This is a genomic window from Terrabacter sp. FW104-15G4B (assembly GCF_058790095.1).
Window position 1 is genome coordinate 1 of the sequence record NZ_JBYTCI010000015.1, and the last position, 20272, is coordinate 20272.

Annotated in this window: 18 protein-coding genes; 16 read left to right on the forward strand and 2 right to left on the reverse strand. The window is 73.1% G+C overall.

The window, feature by feature from the left end:
• Nucleotides 1–192 precede the first annotated feature (192 nt).
• From AC3WRT_RS12795 to AC3WRT_RS12870, 16 genes are all read left to right on the forward strand, one after another.
• On the forward strand, nucleotides 193–1080 hold the full coding sequence (locus AC3WRT_RS12795; protein WP_492722433.1) for a hypothetical protein: 888 nt from the start codon (nucleotides 193–195) through the stop codon (nucleotides 1078–1080).
• A gap of 44 nt (nucleotides 1081–1124) precedes the next feature.
• A complete protein-coding gene (locus AC3WRT_RS12800; protein ID WP_492722435.1) occupies nucleotides 1125–1820 on the forward strand; it encodes a tetratricopeptide repeat protein in 696 nt (231 codons plus the stop codon).
• 114 nt (nucleotides 1821–1934) lie between these two features.
• Nucleotides 1935–2972: an HAD-IIA family hydrolase gene (locus AC3WRT_RS12805; protein WP_492722437.1), complete on the forward strand. Its 1038-nt coding sequence runs from the start codon at nucleotides 1935–1937 to the stop codon at nucleotides 2970–2972.
• Between the two features lie 54 nt (nucleotides 2973–3026).
• Nucleotides 3027–3272, forward strand: a complete 246-nt coding sequence (locus AC3WRT_RS12810; RefSeq protein ID WP_492722439.1) for a hypothetical protein — start codon at nucleotides 3027–3029, stop codon at nucleotides 3270–3272.
• The gene (locus tag AC3WRT_RS12815; protein WP_492722441.1) at nucleotides 3269–4069 is read left to right on the forward strand and encodes a TlyA family RNA methyltransferase; all 801 of its coding nucleotides are present in this window, start codon (nucleotides 3269–3271) and stop codon (nucleotides 4067–4069) included. Before AC3WRT_RS12810 ends, AC3WRT_RS12815 begins: the two co-directional genes overlap by 4 nt.
• Nucleotides 4066–5010 (forward strand): NAD kinase, encoded by a 945-nt coding sequence (locus AC3WRT_RS12820; protein WP_492722443.1) that lies wholly within the window; start codon nucleotides 4066–4068, stop codon nucleotides 5008–5010. The genes AC3WRT_RS12815 and AC3WRT_RS12820 overlap by 4 nt, the downstream gene beginning before the upstream one ends.
• 9 nt (nucleotides 5011–5019) lie before the next feature.
• Nucleotides 5020–6879 carry a DNA repair protein RecN gene (gene recN, locus AC3WRT_RS12825; RefSeq protein ID WP_492722445.1) on the forward strand — a complete coding sequence of 620 codons (1860 nt, stop codon included), beginning with the start codon at nucleotides 5020–5022 and terminating at the stop codon, nucleotides 6877–6879.
• A gap of 104 nt (nucleotides 6880–6983) precedes the next feature.
• Nucleotides 6984–8165: a putative cytokinetic ring protein SteA gene (gene steA, locus AC3WRT_RS12830; RefSeq protein WP_492722447.1), complete on the forward strand. Its 1182-nt coding sequence runs from the start codon at nucleotides 6984–6986 to the stop codon at nucleotides 8163–8165.
• Nucleotides 8162–9106: a copper transporter gene (locus tag AC3WRT_RS12835; RefSeq protein ID WP_492722449.1), complete on the forward strand. Its 945-nt coding sequence runs from the start codon at nucleotides 8162–8164 to the stop codon at nucleotides 9104–9106. Before steA ends, AC3WRT_RS12835 begins: the two co-directional genes overlap by 4 nt.
• A complete protein-coding gene (locus tag AC3WRT_RS12840) occupies nucleotides 9103–10017 on the forward strand; it encodes a hypothetical protein (RefSeq protein ID WP_492722451.1) in 915 nt (304 codons plus the stop codon). Before AC3WRT_RS12835 ends, AC3WRT_RS12840 begins: the two co-directional genes overlap by 4 nt.
• On the forward strand, nucleotides 10014–11717 hold the full coding sequence (murJ, locus tag AC3WRT_RS12845) for a murein biosynthesis integral membrane protein MurJ (protein ID WP_492722453.1): 1704 nt from the start codon (nucleotides 10014–10016) through the stop codon (nucleotides 11715–11717). Before AC3WRT_RS12840 ends, murJ begins: the two co-directional genes overlap by 4 nt.
• Entirely contained in the window at nucleotides 11714–12856 is a 1143-nt protein-coding gene (locus AC3WRT_RS12850; protein WP_492722454.1) for a glycosyltransferase family 4 protein, read from the forward strand. Before murJ ends, AC3WRT_RS12850 begins: the two co-directional genes overlap by 4 nt.
• A 16-nt stretch (nucleotides 12857–12872) precedes the next feature.
• Nucleotides 12873–14651 (forward strand): CTP synthase, encoded by a 1779-nt coding sequence (pyrG, locus tag AC3WRT_RS12855; RefSeq protein ID WP_492722456.1) that lies wholly within the window; start codon nucleotides 12873–12875, stop codon nucleotides 14649–14651.
• 7 nt (nucleotides 14652–14658) lie between these two features.
• The gene (locus AC3WRT_RS12860; protein WP_492722457.1) at nucleotides 14659–15333 is read left to right on the forward strand and encodes an NUDIX domain-containing protein; all 675 of its coding nucleotides are present in this window, start codon (nucleotides 14659–14661) and stop codon (nucleotides 15331–15333) included.
• 50 nt (nucleotides 15334–15383) lie between these two features.
• Entirely contained in the window at nucleotides 15384–15746 is a 363-nt protein-coding gene (locus AC3WRT_RS12865) for a YchJ family protein (RefSeq protein ID WP_492722459.1), read from the forward strand.
• Between the two features lie 130 nt (nucleotides 15747–15876).
• The gene (locus AC3WRT_RS12870) at nucleotides 15877–16620 is read left to right on the forward strand and encodes a LysR substrate-binding domain-containing protein (RefSeq protein WP_492722461.1); all 744 of its coding nucleotides are present in this window, start codon (nucleotides 15877–15879) and stop codon (nucleotides 16618–16620) included.
• 86 nt (nucleotides 16621–16706) lie between these two features.
• On the opposite strand, the gene helR is transcribed toward AC3WRT_RS12870, so the two are convergent.
• A complete protein-coding gene (gene helR, locus AC3WRT_RS12875) occupies nucleotides 16707–18938 on the reverse strand; it encodes an RNA polymerase recycling motor ATPase HelR (protein WP_492722462.1) in 2232 nt (743 codons plus the stop codon).
• Nucleotides 18939–19032: 94 nt separating this feature from the next.
• On the reverse strand, nucleotides 19033–20151 hold the full coding sequence (locus AC3WRT_RS12880) for an acyltransferase family protein (protein WP_492722464.1): 1119 nt from the start codon (nucleotides 20149–20151) through the stop codon (nucleotides 19033–19035).
• Between the last annotated feature and the right edge of the window lie 121 nt (nucleotides 20152–20272).

The following is a 20272-nucleotide window of genomic DNA, read 5'->3' on the forward strand; positions in this document are numbered from 1 at the left end:
GGAAGCTAAGCCCTTCAGCGCCGATGGTACTGCACTGGTGACGGTGTGGGAGAGTAGGACGCAGCCGGACACACTTTGTCAGAGCGCCCCAGACGGAACTTCATTGATCCGACTGGGGCGCTCTTTCTTTTGTGCTCGACGAACGTAGAGGTGGCGCTGACCACGGTCGGCGCGGAAGGATACTGAACATGAGTGACCAGGACGCCAACGACAGGCGCGGCGACCGCAAAGACGGTCAGCGCGGACCGGCACGAGGTGACGGTGCTCGCCGGGCCTCTGGTTCCCCCAGGTCCGGAGCGCCGGACCGCGGTGGCTACCGCTCGGACGACCGAGGTTCCAGCGGCGGAAGCGACCGCGGTGGTTACCGCTCTGACGACCGACGCTCCGCGCCCGGCCGCGACGATCGAGGTGGCTACCGTTCTGACGACCGACGCTCCAGCGGCGGAAGCGACCGCGGCGGCTACCGTTCTGACGACCGACGCTCCAGCGGCGGCCACCGCTCGGACGACCGACGCTCCGCGCCCGGCCGTGACGATCGAGGTGGCTACCGCTCCGATGACCGAGGCTCCAGCGGCCGAAGCGACCGCGGCGGCTACCGCTCGGACGACCGACGCTCCGCGCCCGGCCGTGACGATCGAGGCGGCTACCGCTCCGATGACCGACGCTCCAGCGGCGGCCACCGCTCGGACGACCGACGCTCCGCGCCCGGCCGTGACGATCGAGGCGGCTACCGCTCCGATGACCGACGCTCCGCGCCCGGCCGTGACGATCGAGGCGGCTACCGCTCCGATGACCGAGGCTCCAGCGGCGGAAGCGACCGCGGTGGCTACCGCTCTGACGACCGCTCTGACGACCGACGCTCCAGCGGCGGCTACCGCTCTGACGACCGACGCTCCAGCGGCGGCTACCGCTCGGACGACCGACGCTCCGCGCCCGGCCGTGACGATCGAGGCGGCTACCGCTCCGACGACCGACGCTCCAGCGGCGGAAGCGACCGCAGCAGCTATCGCTCCGATGATCGCGCCCGCGGGGGTGCCGGACGGCCCCAGGAGGAGGAGCGCCGTGGCGGCCCGCGCCTGACCCCCAAGTCTCCGCGCAAGCCGGAGCCGGCCATCCGCGAGGGTGTGACCGGCCACGAGGTCGACCGCGGTGTGAAGAGCCAGCTTCGCACGCTGTCGAAGGAGAACGCGGAGGGCGTGGCGCAGCACCTCGTCATGGTGGCCGAGCTGCTCGACGTGGAGCCCGAGGCGGCGCTGGCGCACGCCGAGACCGCGGTGCGACGCGCAGGACGAGTCCCCGCTGCCCGTGAGGCCCTGGGGCTCGTGGCCTACCGGCTGGGGGACTGGGCTCGTGCCCTGGGTGAGTTCCGGACGGTGCGTCGCCTGTCCGGATCGAGCCACCTCTTGCCGCTCATGGTCGACTGCGAGCGCGCTCTTGGCCGTCACGACAAGGCCCTCGAGCTCGCCCAGACCGACGAGGCCAACAACCTGGCCATCGACGACCGCGTGGAGCTCGCCATCGTCGTCTCGGGGATCCGACGCGACCTGGGCCAGCTCGACGCGGCGGCGGCCGGCCTGAGTGACCTCGTCAAGCGGATCAACCCCAACCGTCCGTCGGCCGCACGGCTGTTCTACGCCTACGCCGATGCCAAGCTCGCCGCCGGCGACCTGGTCACGGCGCGTGAGTGGTTCGCGCGTGCTGCCGACGCCGACCACGAGCTCACGACCGATGCCGCCGAGCGGCTCGAGGAGCTCGACGGGGTCGACGTCACCGACCTGCTCGGTGACGAGGACGAGGACGACGCGAACCTCGACGACTGACGTCCGGACGAATGCCGAACGGGCCCGCCCTCCCGAGGGCCGGGCCCGCTCGGCGATCCGGGGCCGTGTCAGGATCGACCCGGTCGGCCATCAGGGTCGTCGCGAGGAGGGCTGATGGACGCGAGTGACGAACCGCTCATCGCGGCCTACGACGGGGTCGTGTGTGATCTCGACGGCGTGGTGTACCGCGGCGACGACGCCGTACCTGACGCCTCGGCGTCGCTGCAGCGGCTGGTGGCGCGCGGCATACGCGTGGTCTACGCGACCAACAACGCGTCACGCGTCCCTTCGGAGGTGGTCCGCCACCTCACGACGCTCGGCGCACCCGCGTCGGAGAACGACGTCGTGTCCAGCGCTCAGGCCGGCGCCGCGCGGCTCGCAGGCGAGCTTCCCAGGGGAGCGCCGGTGCTCGCCCTCGGTGGGGAGGGCGTCGCCCAGGCGCTCGAGCGCGCCGGCTTGCTGGCGGTCGCCCCGGCGGCGGTGCACAAGGGAGCGCACGACGCCGTCTCGGCCGTGCTCCAGGGCTTCGGCCACGACCTGACGGTGCGGGACTTCGAGACCGCGACCCAGCTGCTGGGCCAAGGCCTCGCCTGGGTCGCCACGAACGACGACGCGACCCTGCCGGTGCCGTGGGGGCAGGCGCCGGGCAACGGGGCATACGTCGACCTGGTGGCAACAGCGTCCGGCCGGCGTCCCGCTGTCGTCGGCAAGCCGCACCCGCCCCTCTACCGCCTCGCCATGGACCGACTCGGCACCGGCGCGACTCGCACCCTGGCCATCGGGGACCGGCTCGACACCGACATCATCGGTGCGTCGGCCACCGGCATCGACTCCGCTTGGGTGCTGACCGGCGTCGACCGGCCGTCGGACCTGCTGGCCACCGACGCGTCCCCGACGTACGTCGTCGCGTCGCTCGCCGAGCTGCTGCAGTCGTATGCCGGAGCGACCGGTGGCGGGACGCGGTGGCGGTGCGGGGAGGCCGTTGTCACACACGGGCGCGATGGGCTCGTCATCGAGCAGGGCACCAGCACCGCCGTCCAGGTGGTGCGGGCAGGGTTGGCCGCCCTCCAGGCGGCCCGCGCGGACGGCGGTTCGGGGAAGCGGCTCCGGCGTGACGCCGAGGCCCTCGACAGGCTGGTCGACAACGCGTGACGGCTGACCCGGTAGCGTGATGCCACGGCAGCACACCCGGTACGGAGGCACACCATGTTCGGCGAGCACGACTCCCAGCGCGACGACAAGCTGGCAGCGACGGACGACGTCGTGGATTACTCCACGGACGACTCCTTGCAGGCCGTGCCCACGCCGCCGGTGACCGGCGACGAGGCGGTGGACGAGGCGATGATGCGCCTCGCGCGCTCCCAGGCCGGCTCGTTCGCGGAGCGCATCGAGTCGGGCGAGCACGCCCACCGCAGCCTGCAGAGCCGGCTCGGCGGCCTGGGCGGCGCGTGACCCGTCGCCTCGACGTCGAGCTCGTCGCCCGGGGTCTGGCCAGGTCCCGCACCCAGGCCCGTGAGCTCGTCACCGCCGGATCGGTGCTCGTCGACGGCCGGACGGCCAGCAAGCCCGCGCTGCCGGTGACCGAGAGCTCGACGCTCGAGCTCACCCGCGAGCCGGACCGCTGGGTCGGTCGGGCCGCCCTCAAGCTGCTCCACGCGCTCGACACCTGGCCGGTGCCGGTGCAGGGTCGCCGCTGCCTCGACGTCGGGGCCAGCACCGGCGGCTTCACCCAGGTCCTCCTCGAGCGAGGCGCCGCACACGTGACCGCCCTCGACGTCGGTCACGGCCAGCTCGTCGGCTCCATCTCCGCCGACCCGCGCGTCGTCGACCTGCCGGGAACGAACATCCGGGACGTCGACGCCGCATCCCTCGGCGGTCGTTTCGACCTCGTCGTGTCCGACCTCAGCTTCATCTCGCTGACCATCGCCCTGCCGGCCATGCGCCCGCTCGTCACCGACGACGGGGACCTGGTGGTGCTCGTCAAGCCGCAGTTCGAGGTCGGGCGCGAACGGCTCAGCCGTACGGGTGTGGTCACCTCGCCGCACGAGCACCGGCGGGTGCTGCGCGACGTCGCGGGGGTCGTCGTCGAAGAGGGGCTCCACCTGCAGGGCGCCCTCACCAGTCCGATCACCGGCGCCGACGGCAACCGGGAGTTCCTCTTCTGGCTGGCGCCCCGCCCGGTCCCCGGCGCGTCTGCGACGTCGGTGGATGACATGCTGGAGGCCATCGACCTGGAGGGAGACCCGTGACGCGCCGGATCCTGCTCGTGGCCCACCCGAGACGTCCTGAGGCGCTGGCGGTCGCCAGGGGAGTCGTCGAGCGCCTCACCGACCTCGGGATCGACGTCTCGCTGCAGGCCGACGAGGCGCAGGCCCTCGACCTGAAGGACAGCTCCAGGGTGCACATCTCCTCGGCAGAGGAGCAGGTCGCCGAGGGGTGCGACCTCGTCGTCGTGCTCGGCGGCGACGGCACCATCCTGCGCGGTGCCGAGTTCGCCCGCAGCGTCGACGTGCCCCTCCTGGGCGTCAACCTGGGTCACGTCGGCTTCCTCGCGGAGGCCGAGCGCGACGACCTCGACGCGACGGTCGAGCACATCGCTCGCAACGACTACGCCGTCGAGGAGCGCATGACCCTGCACGTCGACGCGAAGCTGCACGGCGACCTCATCGCCACCAGCTGGGCGCTCAACGAGGTCAGCGTCGAGAAGGCCTCGAGGGAACGAATGCTCGAGGTCACCGTCGAGGTCGACGGCCGTCCCCTGTCGAGCTGGGGCTGCGACGGCGTCATCGTCTCCACCCCCACCGGCTCGACGGCATATGCGTTCTCGGCCGGAGGTCCCGTCGTCTGGCCACAGGTCGAGGCGATGCTCCTGGTTCCGAGCGCCGCGCACGCCCTCTTCGCCCGGCCCCTGGTGCTGGGGCCGGACACCCACCTGGCCGTCGAGATCAAGGCGGCGACCGAGGGGTCGGGGGTCATGTGGTGCGACGGTCGCCGGCACGTCGACCTCCCACCGGGCGCGCGCATCGAGGTCCGCCGTGGCGTGCGCCCCCTGCGGCTGGCCCGCCTCACGAGCGCCCCCTTCGCCGACCGGCTCGTCGCCAAGTTCAACCTGTCCGTCGAGGGCTGGCGAGGCAACGGCGACAGAGCCGCGGTGGACGACCTCGTCGCTGGTGAGCGTGCCCGGCCCTAAGGTGGTGCCGTGTTCAGCCAGATGAGGATTCGCGGCGTCGGGGTCATCGACGACGCCGTCCTCGACCTCAGCCCGGGCCTCAACGTCCTCACGGGCGAGACGGGCGCCGGCAAGACCATGGTCGTCTCTGGCCTCGGCCTGCTGCTCGGCGAACGGGCCGACTCCGGACTCGTGCGCACCGGTTCGGACGCCGCGCTCGTCGAGGGCGTCGTGCAGCTGCCGCTCGACCACCCGGCCCTCGTGCGTGCCGACGAGGCCGGGGCGGACCACGAGGACGGCGAGCTCGTCCTCGCCCGTACGATCGCCGCGGCCGGCCGGTCGCGCGCCCACGTCGGCGGCCGCACGGCGCCCGTCTCCGTGCTGGCCGAGCTCGGGCAGATGCTCGTGGCCGTCCACGGCCAGGCCGACCAGTGGCGCCTCAAGCAGGGCGACGCCCACCGCGCCGTCCTGGACGACTTCGGCGGCTCGGAGCTCGCCGCCCTGCGTAACCGGGTCGGCGAGCTCTACGACCGCTGGCGAGAGTCCGCGCGCGAGCACGAACGCCTCGTCTCCGAGGCGCGGGAGCGCGCCCGTGAGATCGACTCCCTGACGGCCTCCCTCGAGGAGATCGAGGCAGTCGACCCACAGCCGGGGGAGGACGCAGCGCTGCGCGCCGAGGACGAGCGCCTCGCGCACGCCGACACCCTCCGGCTGGCCGCGGCGCAGGCCCTCTCGCACCTCAGCGGTGACGAGTATGCCGCGGAGCCCAGTCCCAACGTTCGTGACCTGGTCGGGTCGGCTCGCGGGGCGCTGGCCACGGCGAGCGCCCACGACCAGGCGCTCGCTGGCCTCGACGAGCGACTGCACGAGGTCGGCACCCTCGTCACGGACCTGTCGGCCGACCTCACGGCATATCTCGAGGACGTCGACCTCGACCCCGGGCGCCTCGGCTACGTCCAGGAACGCCGGGCGGCGCTCGGCGTCCTCACCCGCAAGTACGGCGAGACCGTCGACGAGGTGCTCGAGTGGTCCGGTCGGGGAGCGGCCCGGCTCGACGAGCTGGTGACTGCCGACGACCGGGTCGAGCGGCTCGGCGCCGAGGTCGCCGAGCTAAGGACGTCCGTCGTCGCGGACGCCGTCGCGCTGTCCGACGCCCGCCGCGCTGCCGGGGACGACTTCGGCGCCCGGGTGTCCGAGGAGCTCTCCCACCTGGCGATGGGCAAGGCCGTCGTGCACGTCGAGGTCCGACGGCGCGCCGACCCCGAGGGCGTCACCCTTCCCGACGGCGACCAGGTACGACTGTCGCGGCACGGGATCGACGAGGTCGAGATCCTGCTGGCCGCCAACCCGGGAGCCACCCCCCGCAGCGTCGCTCGCGCAGCCTCGGGCGGCGAGCTCTCCCGGGTGATGCTCGCACTCGAGGTCGTCGGCTCGCGCAGCCCGTCCGGTGACTCCGCGGGCGGGCCACCCACCTTCGTCTTCGACGAGGTCGACGCCGGGGTCGGCGGCCGCGCGGCTCTCGACGTCGGCGCCCGCCTCGCGGCCCTGGCCCAGCACGCGCAAGTCATCGTCGTCACGCACCTGGCGCAGGTCGCGGCGTTCGCCGACCGTCACCTCGTGGTGCACAAGGCCGACGACGGTCGGATCACCTCCAGCAGCGTCTCCGTGGTGGAGGGCGAGGCGCGGCTGCGCGAGCTGTCCCGGATGATGGGCGGCGACCCGGACTCGCAGGCCGGACTTGCGCACGCCGGCGACCTGCTGGAGCAGACGGCAGGCGTCCGGTCCGACACGGTGCTCAGCGTGGCCCGCCCCAAGAGCCCCAGGGGCGGTGCTCGCGGGGGACGTCGCAACGGCACTCCCAGCGAGGCTCGCAGCGGGGCTGGCCTCTGACGCCCGGGCGGCTCGCGTCCTCGCCGGCGCGGGGGCGACCGGCCTCGGCGCCGCGCCGGCCGCTGGGCTCACTGAGCACGCGACGTGGCACGATTGAGGCCATCATGGCCCTCCCCATCCGCCGCCGCGCACATCCTCGCGACACCGGCCCCGGCGTCGCGGGCCCGGCGCGCGTGGACCGCCGCACGAAGCGCCTGACCAAGCGCCTGCAGCCGGGAGACGTCGCGGTGATCGACCACGCCGACCTCGACAAGGTCAGCGCCGACGCACTCGTGTCGGCGCGCCCGGCCGCCGTGGTCAACGCCAGCGCCTCGATCACCGGCCGCTACCCCAACCTCGGACCCCAGATCCTGGTGGACGCCGGCATCCCGGTGCTCGACGCAGCCGGCCCGGACGCCATGGCCCTGACAGACGGCCAGCGCGTGCGGCTCGACGGCGCCGACCTGTGGCTCGAGGAACGCCTCGTCGCGACGGGCACCCGTCTCGACGCCGAGTCGGTGCAGGCCCGGATGCACGAGGCGCGGGCGGGGCTCGCCGTCCAGATCGAGGCCTTCGCGACCAACACGATGGAGTACATCCGCAAGGAGCGCGACCTGCTCCTCGACGGCATCGGCGTGCCGCCAATCACCACCGAGATCGAAGGGCGGCACTGCCTCATCGTCGTGCGCGGCTACCACTATCGAGAGGACCTCGAGGCGCTCCGGCCCTACATCCGTGAGTACCGCCCGATCCTCATCGGCGTCGACGGCGGCGCGGACGCCATCCTCGAGTCCGGCCACAAGCCGGACCTCATCGTCGGCGACATGGACTCCGTCTCCGACCGGGCCCTGCGCTGCGGCGCCGAGATCGTGGTGCATGCCTATCGTGACGGGCGCGCGCCGGGCCTGGCGCGCGTCGAGGCCCTGGACATCGCACCGGTGGTGTTCCCGGCGGCCGGGACGAGCGAGGACGTCGCAATGCTGCTGGCCGACGACTCGGGCGCCGAGCTCATCGTCGCCGTCGGCACGCACGTCACGCTGGTGGAGTTCCTCGACAAGGGTCGAGACGGCCAGGCGTCCACCTTCCTGACCCGGCTCAGGGTGGGCGGCAAGCTCGTCGACGCCAAGGGCGTCAGCCAGCTCTACCGGGCGCGTCTACCCGGGCGGCTGCTCGTCACGATGCTCCTCGTCGGCCTGCTGGCCTTCGTCGCGGCCCTGGCCTCGACTCCGGCAGGACAGGTGTGGCTGCAGGTCTTCGCCGCCCGCTGGGACGACCTCTGGACCGCATTCGTCGGGATCGCCTCGTGATCGACTTCCGCTACCACCTGGTCTCCATCATCTCCGTCTTCCTGGCGCTCGCGGTCGGCATCGTGCTCGGTGCAGGGCCCCTCCAGGCCAACCTCGGCGACCAGCTGGGCGACCAGGTGGCGGCCCTGCGCACCGAGAAGCAAGCCCTGAACGACAAGCTGACCACGAGCGAGAAGGTCGTCGACGCATCGGACCAGTACGCGACAGCGGTGCAGGAGCGCGTCGTGCGCGGCCGGCTGGTCGGTCACCGTGTGGCCATCGTCGTGATGCCCTCGGCCGACGGCACGATGGTCTCCAACCTCGAGGGGGTCGTGACCCAGAGCGGTGCGGCGCTGACCGGCACCCTCAAGCTGAGCCAGGACTGGTTCGACCCGAGTCGGGAGTCCGATCGTGCGGAGGCTGCGAGCGCGGCCGCGACCGCGCTCGGCCTTCGCTCGACGGCCACCGGGGACGCGCTGCTCGTCGAGGTGCTGACCGATCTCGCCGTGTCGACGACCGCCACCACCACCTCGGCGCAGCGCACCACTGCACTCAAGGCACTGAGTGACGCGGACCTGGTCGACACCTCCAACGCCGACCTGCCGCCAGCCGACGTCGCCCTCGTCGTGTCGGGTGACTACGCCGGCACCGAGCCCGTGGTCACCGCGCGGTCGGACGCCGTTCGCGCCCTCGTGACAGCGCTCTCGGGCTCGTCCCACGCCACCGTCGTGGCAGGCGGCGAGGCCGTCGCAGCGGCGGGGCAACCGGTTACGTCGAACGCCGTGCAGGCCGTCCGCGAGAAGTCCGAGACGGCGGGCCTCGCCGCGACGGTGGACCACGCCCGCGCGGGCAACGGCCCGGCCACCGTCGTCCTCGCCGTCGAAGGTGCCCTCGACGAGCGGATCGGGCACTACGGCGTCGAGGCCGGGGCCACCGCCACCGTGCCGCGGGTCCTGCCGTGACGTGGGGGCGAGCCCGCCGGCGCCTCGGCGCGACAGCACGGCTCACGGCTGTGGCCGGGTCGACCGTCGCATCCGCGGTCCTGCTGCACCTGGGCCGATCCCGTATGCCGTCGGCCGCGCGCGCGCCCTTCGAGCGCACCAACCACGCCGGACGCACCGTCACCCTCCTCGAGGGACCCGCCTGGGTCGGCGGGGCCCTCCTCGGCGCGGCCGGCGCGGCCGCAGTCTCGCGCCGTACCGGTCAGGCGACGCACGGCTCCGGGGTCGCGACGGTCGTCGTGGCGCTCGCGACCGGTGCCCTGGGCGCCCTCGACGACCTTGCCGGGGGCGGCTCCGACAAGGGGCTCAAGGGTCACCTGGCGGCACTCGGGCGCGGGGAGGTCACCACCGGGGCCGTGAAGGTCGTCGGTCTGGGGCTCATCGGTCTGCTCGGCGCGGCACTGTCCGACGCCCACCAGCGGTCCGACGGGCACCGAGGCAACCGGGCCGGCCTGCTCTCCACCGCGCTCCCGACCCTGCTCGGCGGCGCCGTCGTCGCGGGCGCGGCCAACGCCGTCAACCTCTTCGACCTGCGCCCGGGCCGGGCCCTCAAGGTTGCCGTCGCGGCCGGCGTCCCCCTCACCGTCGGTGTGACGGCCGGCCTCCCGGCGGCGGTGGCGGTGGGCTCGTCCCTCGGGGTCGTGCGCCACGACCTGGCAGCGACCGCCATGCTCGGCGACACCGGGGCCAACGCTGCCGGGGCACTGCTCGGGCTCGCGCTCGTCGAGCGCACCGGGCCGGTCGGACGGGCCGTGGCGCTCGCGGGTCTGGCCGCACTCACGCTCGCCTCGGAGCGGGTCAGCTTCACCCGCGTCATCGAGGGCAACGCCGTCCTGCGCCGGCTTGACGAGTGGGGTCGGGAGCCTCGATGAGCGACGAGGCCCGACGCCGAGGGCAGCCGTCCCGACCCGGCCTGCTCGCGGCCGCGGGCACCATCGCGGCCATCACCCTGCTCGCGCGCATCGTCGGCTTCGGACGGTGGTTCGCCTTCTCGCACTCCGTCGGCGCCACATGTGTCGGCAGCGTCTACCAGTCGGTCAACGCCGTGCCCAATGTGCTCTTCGAGATCGCGGCCGGCGGTGTCCTCGCGGCTGTCGCGGTGCCACTGGTCGCAACCGCCCTCGCTCGAGGGCGGACCGACCACGCCGACGCGACGGCGTCGGCGTTGCTCACGTGGGCGGCCGTGGTCCTCGTCCCGCTCGGTGCGGTCGTCGCCCTTGCGGCGCGCCCCATCGCCGAGGCGCTGCTCGGCACGGGGTGCGGCGGGGAGGTCGAGCTCGGCGCCCAGCTGCTGCGCGTCTTCGCGGTCCAGATACCGCTCTACGGGGTGGCCATCGTGCTGGCCGGTGTCCTGCAGGCGCACCACCGCTTCGTCGGCGCCGCCCTGGCGCCCCTGCTCTCGAGCGTCGTCGTCATCGCGGCCTACCTCGCCTACCGCCCGCTGGTGCCGGACCCGACGGCGCCGGTCGACGGGGTCCCGCCCACGGCGCTCCTCGTCCTCGGCGTGGGCACGACCCTCGGCGTGCTGGCCCTGGCCCTGCCGCTGGTCCTGCCGGTGCGCCGAGCCGGCATCCGGCTCCGTCCGGCCCTGCGCTTCCCTGAAGGGGTCGGGCGCCGCGTCCGGGTGCTGGCGCTGTCGGGCCTGCTCGCCGTCGCCGGCCAGCAGCTGGCGACCCTCGTCGTCATCCGCCTCGCCAACGACCGAGGCGGGGCCGGCACCCTGAACGTCTACACCTACGCCCAGGCGGTCACCCTCCTGCCGTATGCCGTCCTGGCCGTTCCGCTGGCCACCGCGGCGTTCCCCTCCCTGGCGGGTGCCCATGCCGCGGACCAGCCGTCGGAAGGCGTCAAGGACGTGGACGCCGCGGCGGGCACCCTTCGCCGGGCGTGGCTGGCGACGTTGCTGGCATCGCTCTTCGGCGCCGCGCTCCTGGTCGCCGTCGCGGTACCGGTGGGCGCCTTCTTCGCCTCGCTCGACGCCGGGTCCGGGTCGGATTCGTCGCTCGAGACCCTGGCGACGATGGGCGATGCCGTGACGCTCTTCGCGCCCTCGGTCATAGCGCTCGGTGTCGTCGGGCTGCTGACGCGCGCCTCCTACGTGCGTGGCGCGGCCCTCGTCGCCGGAGGCCTCGCCGCGACGGGCTGGCTCGCCACCGTCGTGCTGCCGCTCGTCGTCCTCGACCCCTCCGGCGCCGGTGGCCCTGAAACGCTGCGCGCCCTCGCCGCGGGCTCGAGCGCCGGTCTAGCGCTCGGCGCGGTGCTGCTCGTCGTGCTCGTCGGGCGCACGTGGGGCTGGCACGCGCTGAGCCTGCCGCCGCGGCCCGTCGTGGCGGCCGTCACGGGATCCGTGGCGGGGGCGCTGGCCGGGCGCGGCCTGGCCTCGTGGCTGTCCCTGCGGAGCGTCGGTCAGTCCATGGGCTCGACCGTCTTCGTCGGTGCCGGCGCCGGCCTCCTCGCCCTCGTCGTCATGCTGGGTCTCGCCCTCGCGATCGACCCGTCCATCGCCCGGCGGCTGGCGCGTCGGCGGGCCTCCGCGGACCCGGCGGACCCAGCGGTGCAGGTGCCCTCATGAAAGTCCTGATGGTCCTCGGCCGTGCCACCGGGGGAGTAGGGGCGCACGTCGACAGCCTGACGTCCGGCCTGAGGGCCGACGGGCACGTCGTCGAGCTGGCCACCGCGACGTCGACCGCCGAGTCCTTCGGCTGGTCCGACGCCCACGTGCTGTGGCCGGTCCACGGTGGCCTGCAGGCCCCGCGGGGCCTGGTCGACTGGCACCGCATCATGCGCCTGGCCGGAACCGTCGACATCGTCCATGCGCACGGGCACCAGGCGGCGGTCGTGGCTGCCGTCGCCGTGGCCCGCGCCAAGCCGCGCCCTCGCCTCGTCGTCTCGCTCCACAACGACCTTCCGCCCCGCGCCTCCTGGGTCACCGGGCGGGCACTCGCGGCCGCCGGGCACCGAGCCGTTGGCTGGGCGCTGCGCCGTGCCGAGCTCGTCACCGGCGCCAGCACAGACCTCGTCGAGCTGGCGGCCTCCCTGGGGGCGCGCCGGACCGAGCTGGCGCTCGTGCCGTCGCCAGCGGTCAGCGGCCTGCTCGCCTCGACGCGTCTCGAGCGCGCCGAGCGTGAGCGCCTGCTCGCGGCTGCCGGTGCTCCCACCGACCGGCCGCTCGTGCTCACCGTCTCGAGGATCGCCCCCCAGAAGGACCTGCCGGTGCTGGTGCACGCCGCCAACCTCGCCCGGACCCCAGCCACCTGGGTCGTCATCGGCGCCGGCGACGAGCGGCTGCGCGCGCGTCTCGAGCAGGAGGCACACGGCATACGCAACCGTGACGGCGCCGGGCGCGGGAGCGTGGTCCGCTTCCTGGGCGCCCGCCCCGACGTGACCCAGTGGCTCCGTGCGGCGGACGCGTTCGTGCTCACCAGCCGGTGGGAGGCCCGGGCCCTCGTCGTGCAGGAGGCGATGGCAGCCGGGGTCCCCGTCGTGGCAACCCGCACCGGCGGGCTTCCCGAGCTCGTCGGCGACGCCGGAATTCTTGTGCCAGTTGGTGATCCGGCTGCGGTCGCTGCGCACGTGGACCAGCTGCTCGCAGACCCCGCCGAGCGGCGCCGACGTGCCGCTGACGCGAGGTCTGTGGCGGCCTCATGGCCCACCCCCGAGGACGAGGCACGCCGATGGGCGACGCGGTACGCCGCGACCTGCTCGGCATGACGTAGACTTAAAGCCCGTGGCGGAAACGACGAAGCACATCTTTGTGACCGGAGGCGTGGCCTCTTCTCTCGGCAAGGGCTTGACCGCCTCGAGCCTCGGACGACTTCTCAGATCGCGGGGCCTGCGGGTCACGATGCAGAAGCTCGACCCCTACATCAACGTCGACCCAGGGACGATGAACCCGTTCCAGCACGGCGAGGTCTTCGTGACCGACGACGGGGCCGAGACCGACCTCGACGTCGGGCACTACGAGCGCTTCCTCGACGTGAACCTCGTCGGCAGCGCCAACGTGACGACCGGGCAGGTCTACAACAACGTCATCGCCAAGGAGCGCCGCGGCGAGTACCTCGGCGACACCGTCCAGGTCATCCCGCACATCACCAACGAGATCGTCGCCCGGATGCGCGCCCTCGCCACCGGAGGTCCGGACGCCCCGGACGTCATCATCACCGAGATCGGCGGCACCGTCGGCGACATCGAGTCGCTGCCGTTCCTCGAGGCGGCCCGCCAGGTGCGTCACCTCATCGGCCGCGACAACAGCTTCTTCCTGCACGTCTCGCTCGTGCCCTACCTCGCACCGAGCGGTGAGCTGAAGACGAAGCCGACCCAGCACTCGGTCGCCGCCCTGCGCCAGGTCGGCGTCCAGCCTGACGGGCTGGTCCTGCGTGCAGACCGAGAGATCCCCGACGGGATCAAGCGCAAGATCTCGCTCATGTGCGATGTCGACGTGACGGCGGTCGCCGCATGCGTCGACGCGCCGAGCATCTACGACATCCCCAAGGTGCTGCACCGCGAGGGCCTCGACGCCTACGTCATCCGGCGCCTCGGCCTGAAGTTCCGCGACGTCGACTGGACCGAGTGGGATCAGCTGCTCCAGCGCGTCCACGATCCGGAGCACGCCATCGAGATCGCGCTCGTCGGCAAGTACATCGACCTGCCCGACGCCTACCTCTCGGTCACGGAGGCACTGCGCGCCGGTGGCTTCCACCACGACGCCAGGGTCAAGATCCGCTGGGTCGCCAGCGACGAGTGCCAGACCCCGGCAGGCGCCCAGAAGGCGCTCGGCGGCGTCGACGCCGTCCTCGTGCCGGGCGGGTTCGGTGTCCGCGGCATCGAGGGCAAGCTCGGGGCGCTGACGTGGGCCCGCGAGAAGCAGGTGCCGACGCTGGGCATCTGCCTCGGCCTGCAGTGCATGGTGATCGAGTACGCCCGTGAGGTGCTCGGCAACCGTGACGCCAGCTCGACGGAGTTCGACCCCGAGACGGCGCACCCGGTCATCGCGACGATGGAGGAGCAGAAGGCGTTCGTCGAGGGAGCGGGCGACCTCGGTGGCACCATGCGCCTGGGTCTCTACCCGGCGGCTCTCGAGGAGGGCAGCGTCATCCGTGAGGCCTACGGCGCGGCCCAGGTGCAGGAGCGCCACCGCCACCGCTACGAGGTGAACAACGCCTACCGGGCCGACCTCGAGACGGCGGGTCTCGTCTTCTCCGGCACGTCGCCCGACGGCATGCTCGTCGAGTTCGTCGAGCTGCCGCGGGACGTCCACCCCTACTACGTGTCGACGCAGGCGCACCCCGAGTTCCTGTCGCGTCCCAACCGCGCCCACCCGCTCTTCGCGGGTCTCGTGGGCGCGGCACTGGAGCGCCAGCGCAGCGAGCGGCTCGTCGAGGTCGAGCGCCACCGCGCGGCCGTCGATGCCGGCCAGGCTGAGCACGAGTCCCCAGAGCGGACCCGGCACGACCAGTACGTCTCCGTGTCGGCGTCCGACTCGCGGTCCTCGTCAGACGACGCCTGAGCCGCCCGTGAGCCTGGATGCGCAGCGCGGCACCCGAGCCGACCTCGTCGAGGACTGGACCGCCGCGCCGGTCCTCGAGTCCACCACGCCCTTCGAGGGCATCATCTTCGACGTCGTGCGTGATCGCGTGGACCTCGGCGACGGGGGCGTCGTCACACGTGACTTCGTGGCCCACCCCGGCGCCGTCGCCGTGCTCGCCCTGCGCGAGCTCGACGGGGTCGAACACGTCCTCATGATCCACCAGTACCGCCACGCCAGCGGCGGGCACGTGTGGGAGCTCCCTGCCGGGCTGCTCGACGTCGACGGCGAGGCGCCGTCGCGCGCTGCGGCCCGCGAGCTGGCCGAGGAGGTCGACCTCATCGCCGACCAGTGGCACGTGCTGGCCGATGACGTCACGTCGCCCGGTGCCTTCCCCGAGACGGTACGCATCTTCCTCGCGCGGGACCTGCACGACGTGGCCGAGGCAGACGCGCACGAGCGCACCGCGGAGGAGCTCGACATCCGGCCGCTGTGGGTGCCGCTCGACGACGCCGTCGACGCGGCGCTCGCCGGGCAGATCAGCAACTCGGCCACCCTGGTCGGACTGCTCAGCGCGGGCCTCTCCCGCGCCCGTGGCTGGTCGACGCTGCGCCCGCACGACGCCCCGTGGCCGGCCCGCGAGGCGCAGCGCAAACGCTCGTGAGCGGTGCCTTCGGGGCTTCCGCACCGGCAGCGTGTCCGTGCGGCAGTGCGATGGCGTATGCCGGGTGCTGCGGTCCGCTCCTTCGCGCGGAGCGCTCGGCGCAGACGGCCGAGGAGCTGATGCGCTCGCGCTACACCGCGTTCGCCGTGGGGGACGAGGCACACCTGCTGCGCACCTGGCACCCGCGCACCCGGCCGGAGGGCGTCGAGCTCGACACCGGGACACGGTGGACCCGTCTGGAGCTGGTGCGGACCGAGCGCGGCCGCGCCGACGACGACGAGGGCCTCGTCGAGTTCGTCGCGACGTGGGCCGGGTCAGCGGGCGCCAGGAGCACTGGGGGTCGGCTGCACGAGCTCAGCAGGTTCGAGCGGCGAGCCGGGCGCTGGCTCTACGTCGACGGTGACCACGACTGACCCGTCGCCGTGCAGCGCCGTCGCGGCCCCGCCCCGACGCCGCAGCACCGCGACCGCGACCCCGGCGAGCAGCACCGATCCGCCGACGAGCTCGAGCGTGTTGGGTCGCTCGCCCAAGGCGACTACACCGGTGTCGCAGCAGATCAAGCGGCTCGAGAGGCAGACCGGGGTGCGGCTGCTCGAGCGCCAGGGCCGCGGGGTGCTGCTCACCGAGGCAGGCCGTACGCTCTCGGAGTCCGCTCGCGAGCTGCTCTCACACCTCGAGCGGCTCGAGTCACGCCTGCACGCAGTGAGCGGCGAGGCGGTCGGCACGGTGCGGCTGGCGAGGTTCGCGACCGCCTACCGCGGAATCGTCGTCGGTGCCATCGGGCGCCTGCGCGCGGACACCCCGCACGTCGTGCTGCGACCCGACGAGATCGACCCGTGGGAAGCGGTCGACGCGGTGGCATCCGGCTCGCACGACCTCGCCCTCGTGCACAACTGGGAGCCGATCCCGCTCGCGATCCCCGACCACCTCGAGGTGCGCGACCTCGGACGCGAGCGCGCTGACGTCCTCGTGCACCAGGACCACCCGCTCGCTGATCGGTCCAGGATCGGCGTCGCCGACGTCCTCGGCGAGGCCTGGGCCAGCGTCGCTCCTGGTTCCATCTGCCACCAGTGGCTGCAGAAGATGTACTCCGACGTCGGCCGGGCGCCGCGTATCGCGCACGTGGCGCTCGATTTCGCCACGCATGTGGCGCTCGTCGCCGAGGGCGAGGCCATCGCCCTGGTCCCCCGACTGGGCGTAGGCCCCTGCCCGCGGGGGTCGTCGCCGTCCCCATCGTCGATCCGGTGTCGAAGCGGACCGTCAGCCTCGTGTGGCGTCGCACCATGACCGACCGCCCGGCGCTCGCCGCGGCCGTGGCCGCCCTCGCGGCAGAGGGCTCACGCGACCTCACCTGAGGGCGGCGGTCATCGACCTCAGGCGCTCGTGAGCACGACGAGCTGTTGGGTGGCCCGCGTCATCGCGACGTAGCGGTCGACGGCGGGCTCGATGCCGCTGTCCATGCCGCCCTGGCCGTCCGCGCCGGCGCCCCACGTGTCGGGGTCGAGGAGCACGACCAGGTCGAACTCGAGGCCCTTGGCCAACTGGGGCGTCAGCGACCGCACGCGAGGCGACTCCGGCACCGCGTCGTCGCCGATGACGCACGCGACTCCCTCGGGATGCTCCGTGAGCCAGCCGCCCAGGACCCTGGGGAGGTCCGACCGGGCGCCGTGCAGCACCGGGTGACCGCTGTGGTGCACCGACGTGGGCACGTTGGCCTCGGGCAGGACCTCCCGGATGACAGGTTCGGCGTACGCCATGACCTCCTCCGGGGTGCGATAGTTGATGGTCAGGCCGGCCCGCGCGACCTGCTCGAGCCCGACCCGCCCGAGGCGGTCCTCCCAGCTCTCGGCGAACCCGTCCCGCGCCTGCGCTCGGTCGCCGACGATGGTGAGGCTGCGCGACGGGCAGCGGCCGAGCAGCATCTGCCACTCCGCGTCGGTCAGTTCCTGGGCCTCGTCCACGACGACGTGGGCGAACGGACCGGCGAGCAGGTCCGGGTCGGGCTCGGGCTCGGCCGACTCGTCCACGAGCGCGCCACGCAGGTCCTGCCCCCGCAGCATCGACATGACCTGCAGGTCCGAGTCGTCGGTGGCCACCAGGTGCTCGACCACCGTGGACATCTCCTCCTCGGCGGCTGTCAGCGCGACCTCGCGCCTGCGCCTGCGTGCTGACGCCTCCGGATCGCCGAGCCGCCGTCGGGCAGCGTCGAGCACCGGCAGGTCCGAGACGGTCCAGGCGGCCGGGTCTGGGCGCTGGAGCCGGCGAACCTCCTCGACGGTGAGCCCGGGCGCACACCGGCACAGGTAGGCCGGCACCGTCCACAGGTCGCCGACCAGGTCCTCGGGATCGAGGATCGGCCAGGCCCGGTCGAAGGCGGCGCGGAGCTCCCTGTTGCGCTCCAGGGAGCCACGCACCATCTCGGGTGTCGTCTCCTGTGCAACATCCAGGCCGTCCTCGTCGAACCCGGAGTCGAGGTCGTGGCGCTCGACGAGGATCGCGAGCAGGGCCTCCCAGACGTCGTCACGGGCCTCGTTGTGCGGGGTGTCGCGCCCGGCCGCGAACGCGTCGGCCCAGTCCTCCGCCGAGAGCCAGACCTCCGCCCACGGGGTCACGACCTCCATGCCCTGCTCCGGCGGCTCCTCGTAGAGCGCCACGGCAGGTTCCACGGCACGCACGAGGTCGACCGTGGCCTTGAGCCGTGCCACCTGCGGGTCGGCCTCCACCCCGGCGCAGGCACCTTGGGGCAGCAGGTCGCGCAGCGTGCACGTCTGGACCCCCTCCTCGCCCAGGGCGGGCAGCACGTCCGAGACGTAGGCGAGGTACGGCTCGTGCGGTCCGACGAAGAGCACGCCGCCGCGGCGGTGACCGAGGCGCGGGTCGGAGTAGAGCAGGTATGCCGTGCGGTGCAGGGCGACGACCGTCTTGCCCGTGCCCGGGCCGCCGTCGACCACGAGGGCGCCGCGCGAGCCGGCGCGGATGATGGCGTCCTGGTCGGCCTGGATCGTCGCGAGCACGTCCTGCATGCGGGCGGATCGGCTCGCGCCGAGGCTCGCGATGAAGGCGGACTGGTCGTCGAGGGCGGCGCTGCCCTGCAGGCTGTCCGGTGTGAACACCTCGTCCCAGTAGTCGGCGACCCGACCACCGCTCCATCGGTAGCGGCGCCGGCTCGCCAGGCCCATCGGGTCGGCGTGCGTGGCGCCGAAGAACGGCTCGGCGGCGGGGGAGCGCCAGTCCACGAGCAGCCGCCGTCCGGTCTCGTCGCTCAGGCCCAGCCGACCGACGTAGACGCGCTCGTGGGTGCCCATGCCGACGTGCCCGTCGTCGGCGACCATGCGGCCGAGGCACAGGTCGAGACCGAACCGGCGCAGCGTGCGCAGGCGGGCGCCGAGACGGTGGACCTCCTGGTCGCGCTCGAGGGCCTGCTGTCCCGCGCGCGCCGGCCGTTGACGCGCGGCATCGAGACGTTGCGTCAGGTCCGCGAGGGTGTCCTCCAGGCACTGCGCGATCGCCGCGAAGTGGCGCTCGTCGTCCTCGATCAAGGACGGGTCGGCCTTGGCGGCCAGGTGGTCGGGAAGGGCGAAGGCCTCGGTGTGCAGGGCGCTCATGACCAGCTCCGTTTCCGGTCGACGACCGTCGTCGTCGTCCTCGACGGGCGATTCTGCGGCAGACCCGGGGGCTTGCCGCAAGGCCCCCACTGCGCTATACGTTGGGAGTGGAGGGGCGAACCCCCTCCTTCTCCATGTCCTTCGGGCCGGCTCGGCCCGGGGTTCCGGAACCGGCGAAGGCCTGCTGGCGACGTGACGGCTTGTCGAGGTGCAGAGGCCCACGGAGGCGGCCCAGCGGGCGCTCGACGAGGACCCACGAGAGCCACGAGACGAGGACCGCGGCCGCGATGAGCACGAGGTTGCGGGGCGTCGAGTGCTCGCCGAGCAGCCGGCTGTTGATGAAGGTCTGGTGCCAGAGGTAGAGCGCGTAGCTGATCGTGCCGAAGAAGACCATGACGCGGGAGCCGACGACGCGCGAGTGACCCGACACGGCGGCATACACCAGCCAGAGGCCGAGGACGGCGTAGACGGCGCCGAGCGGGCGGAAGAGGGGGTGGTCGACCGCCAGCCCGTGCCCGGGGAAGGCCGACACGGCGACCATGACGACGAACGGCGCCAGCGGGCTCGCCGGCGGCAGCTCCCAGCGACGCGCCCGCACGCCGGCGAGGGCGAACGCCAGCGCGGCACCGAGGAGCAGGGCGAAGGCGTTCGTCTCCGTCGAGATGTCGAGACGGATCGCGCTGCCACGCGTCCAGACCGAGTAGAAGGTCGCAAGCGCAGCCAGACCGAGGACGATCTGGAGGGCCCGGCCGCGCAACCACGTCATGAGGGCGAGGAAGACCGCCGGCCAGACCACGTAGAACTGCTCCTCGACCGAGAGCGACCACAGGTGGTTGAGCACCCCGAGGTCGGTGCCGGCGATGCGCACCCAGTTGCCGACGTAGAAGAGCGAGGCCAGCGCCGCCGTCGGGTACGTCGAGAGCCGGTTGTCGCCCGTCATCCAGAGCAGGACGGGAGCGAGTGCGAGCAGCAGGAGGAGTGCCGGCAGCAGGCGCAGCGCACGCCGACCCCAGAAGCGCCACAGGCTGATCGAGCCCCACCGGTCCCACTCGCGGATGAGCAGGCTGGTGATGAGGTAGCCCGACAGCACGAAGAAGAGCGTGACGCCGGAGAGGCCACCCCAGCGCACCGGCAGCCCGGAGTGGGCGGCGACGACGAGCAGGATCGCTAGGCCCCGGACGCCGTCGAGGTCGCGGTTGCGGGAGTGCTCCACGTCGAAGAGCCTAGGCGCAGGCGGTCTAGGATTGGTCCCCGGTGCCCGCGGCCGACCGGCGGTCGGGCCCTCGTTCAGCCCCCCAACCTCGTTCGACCCCGTTCAACCTGGTTCAACCCCG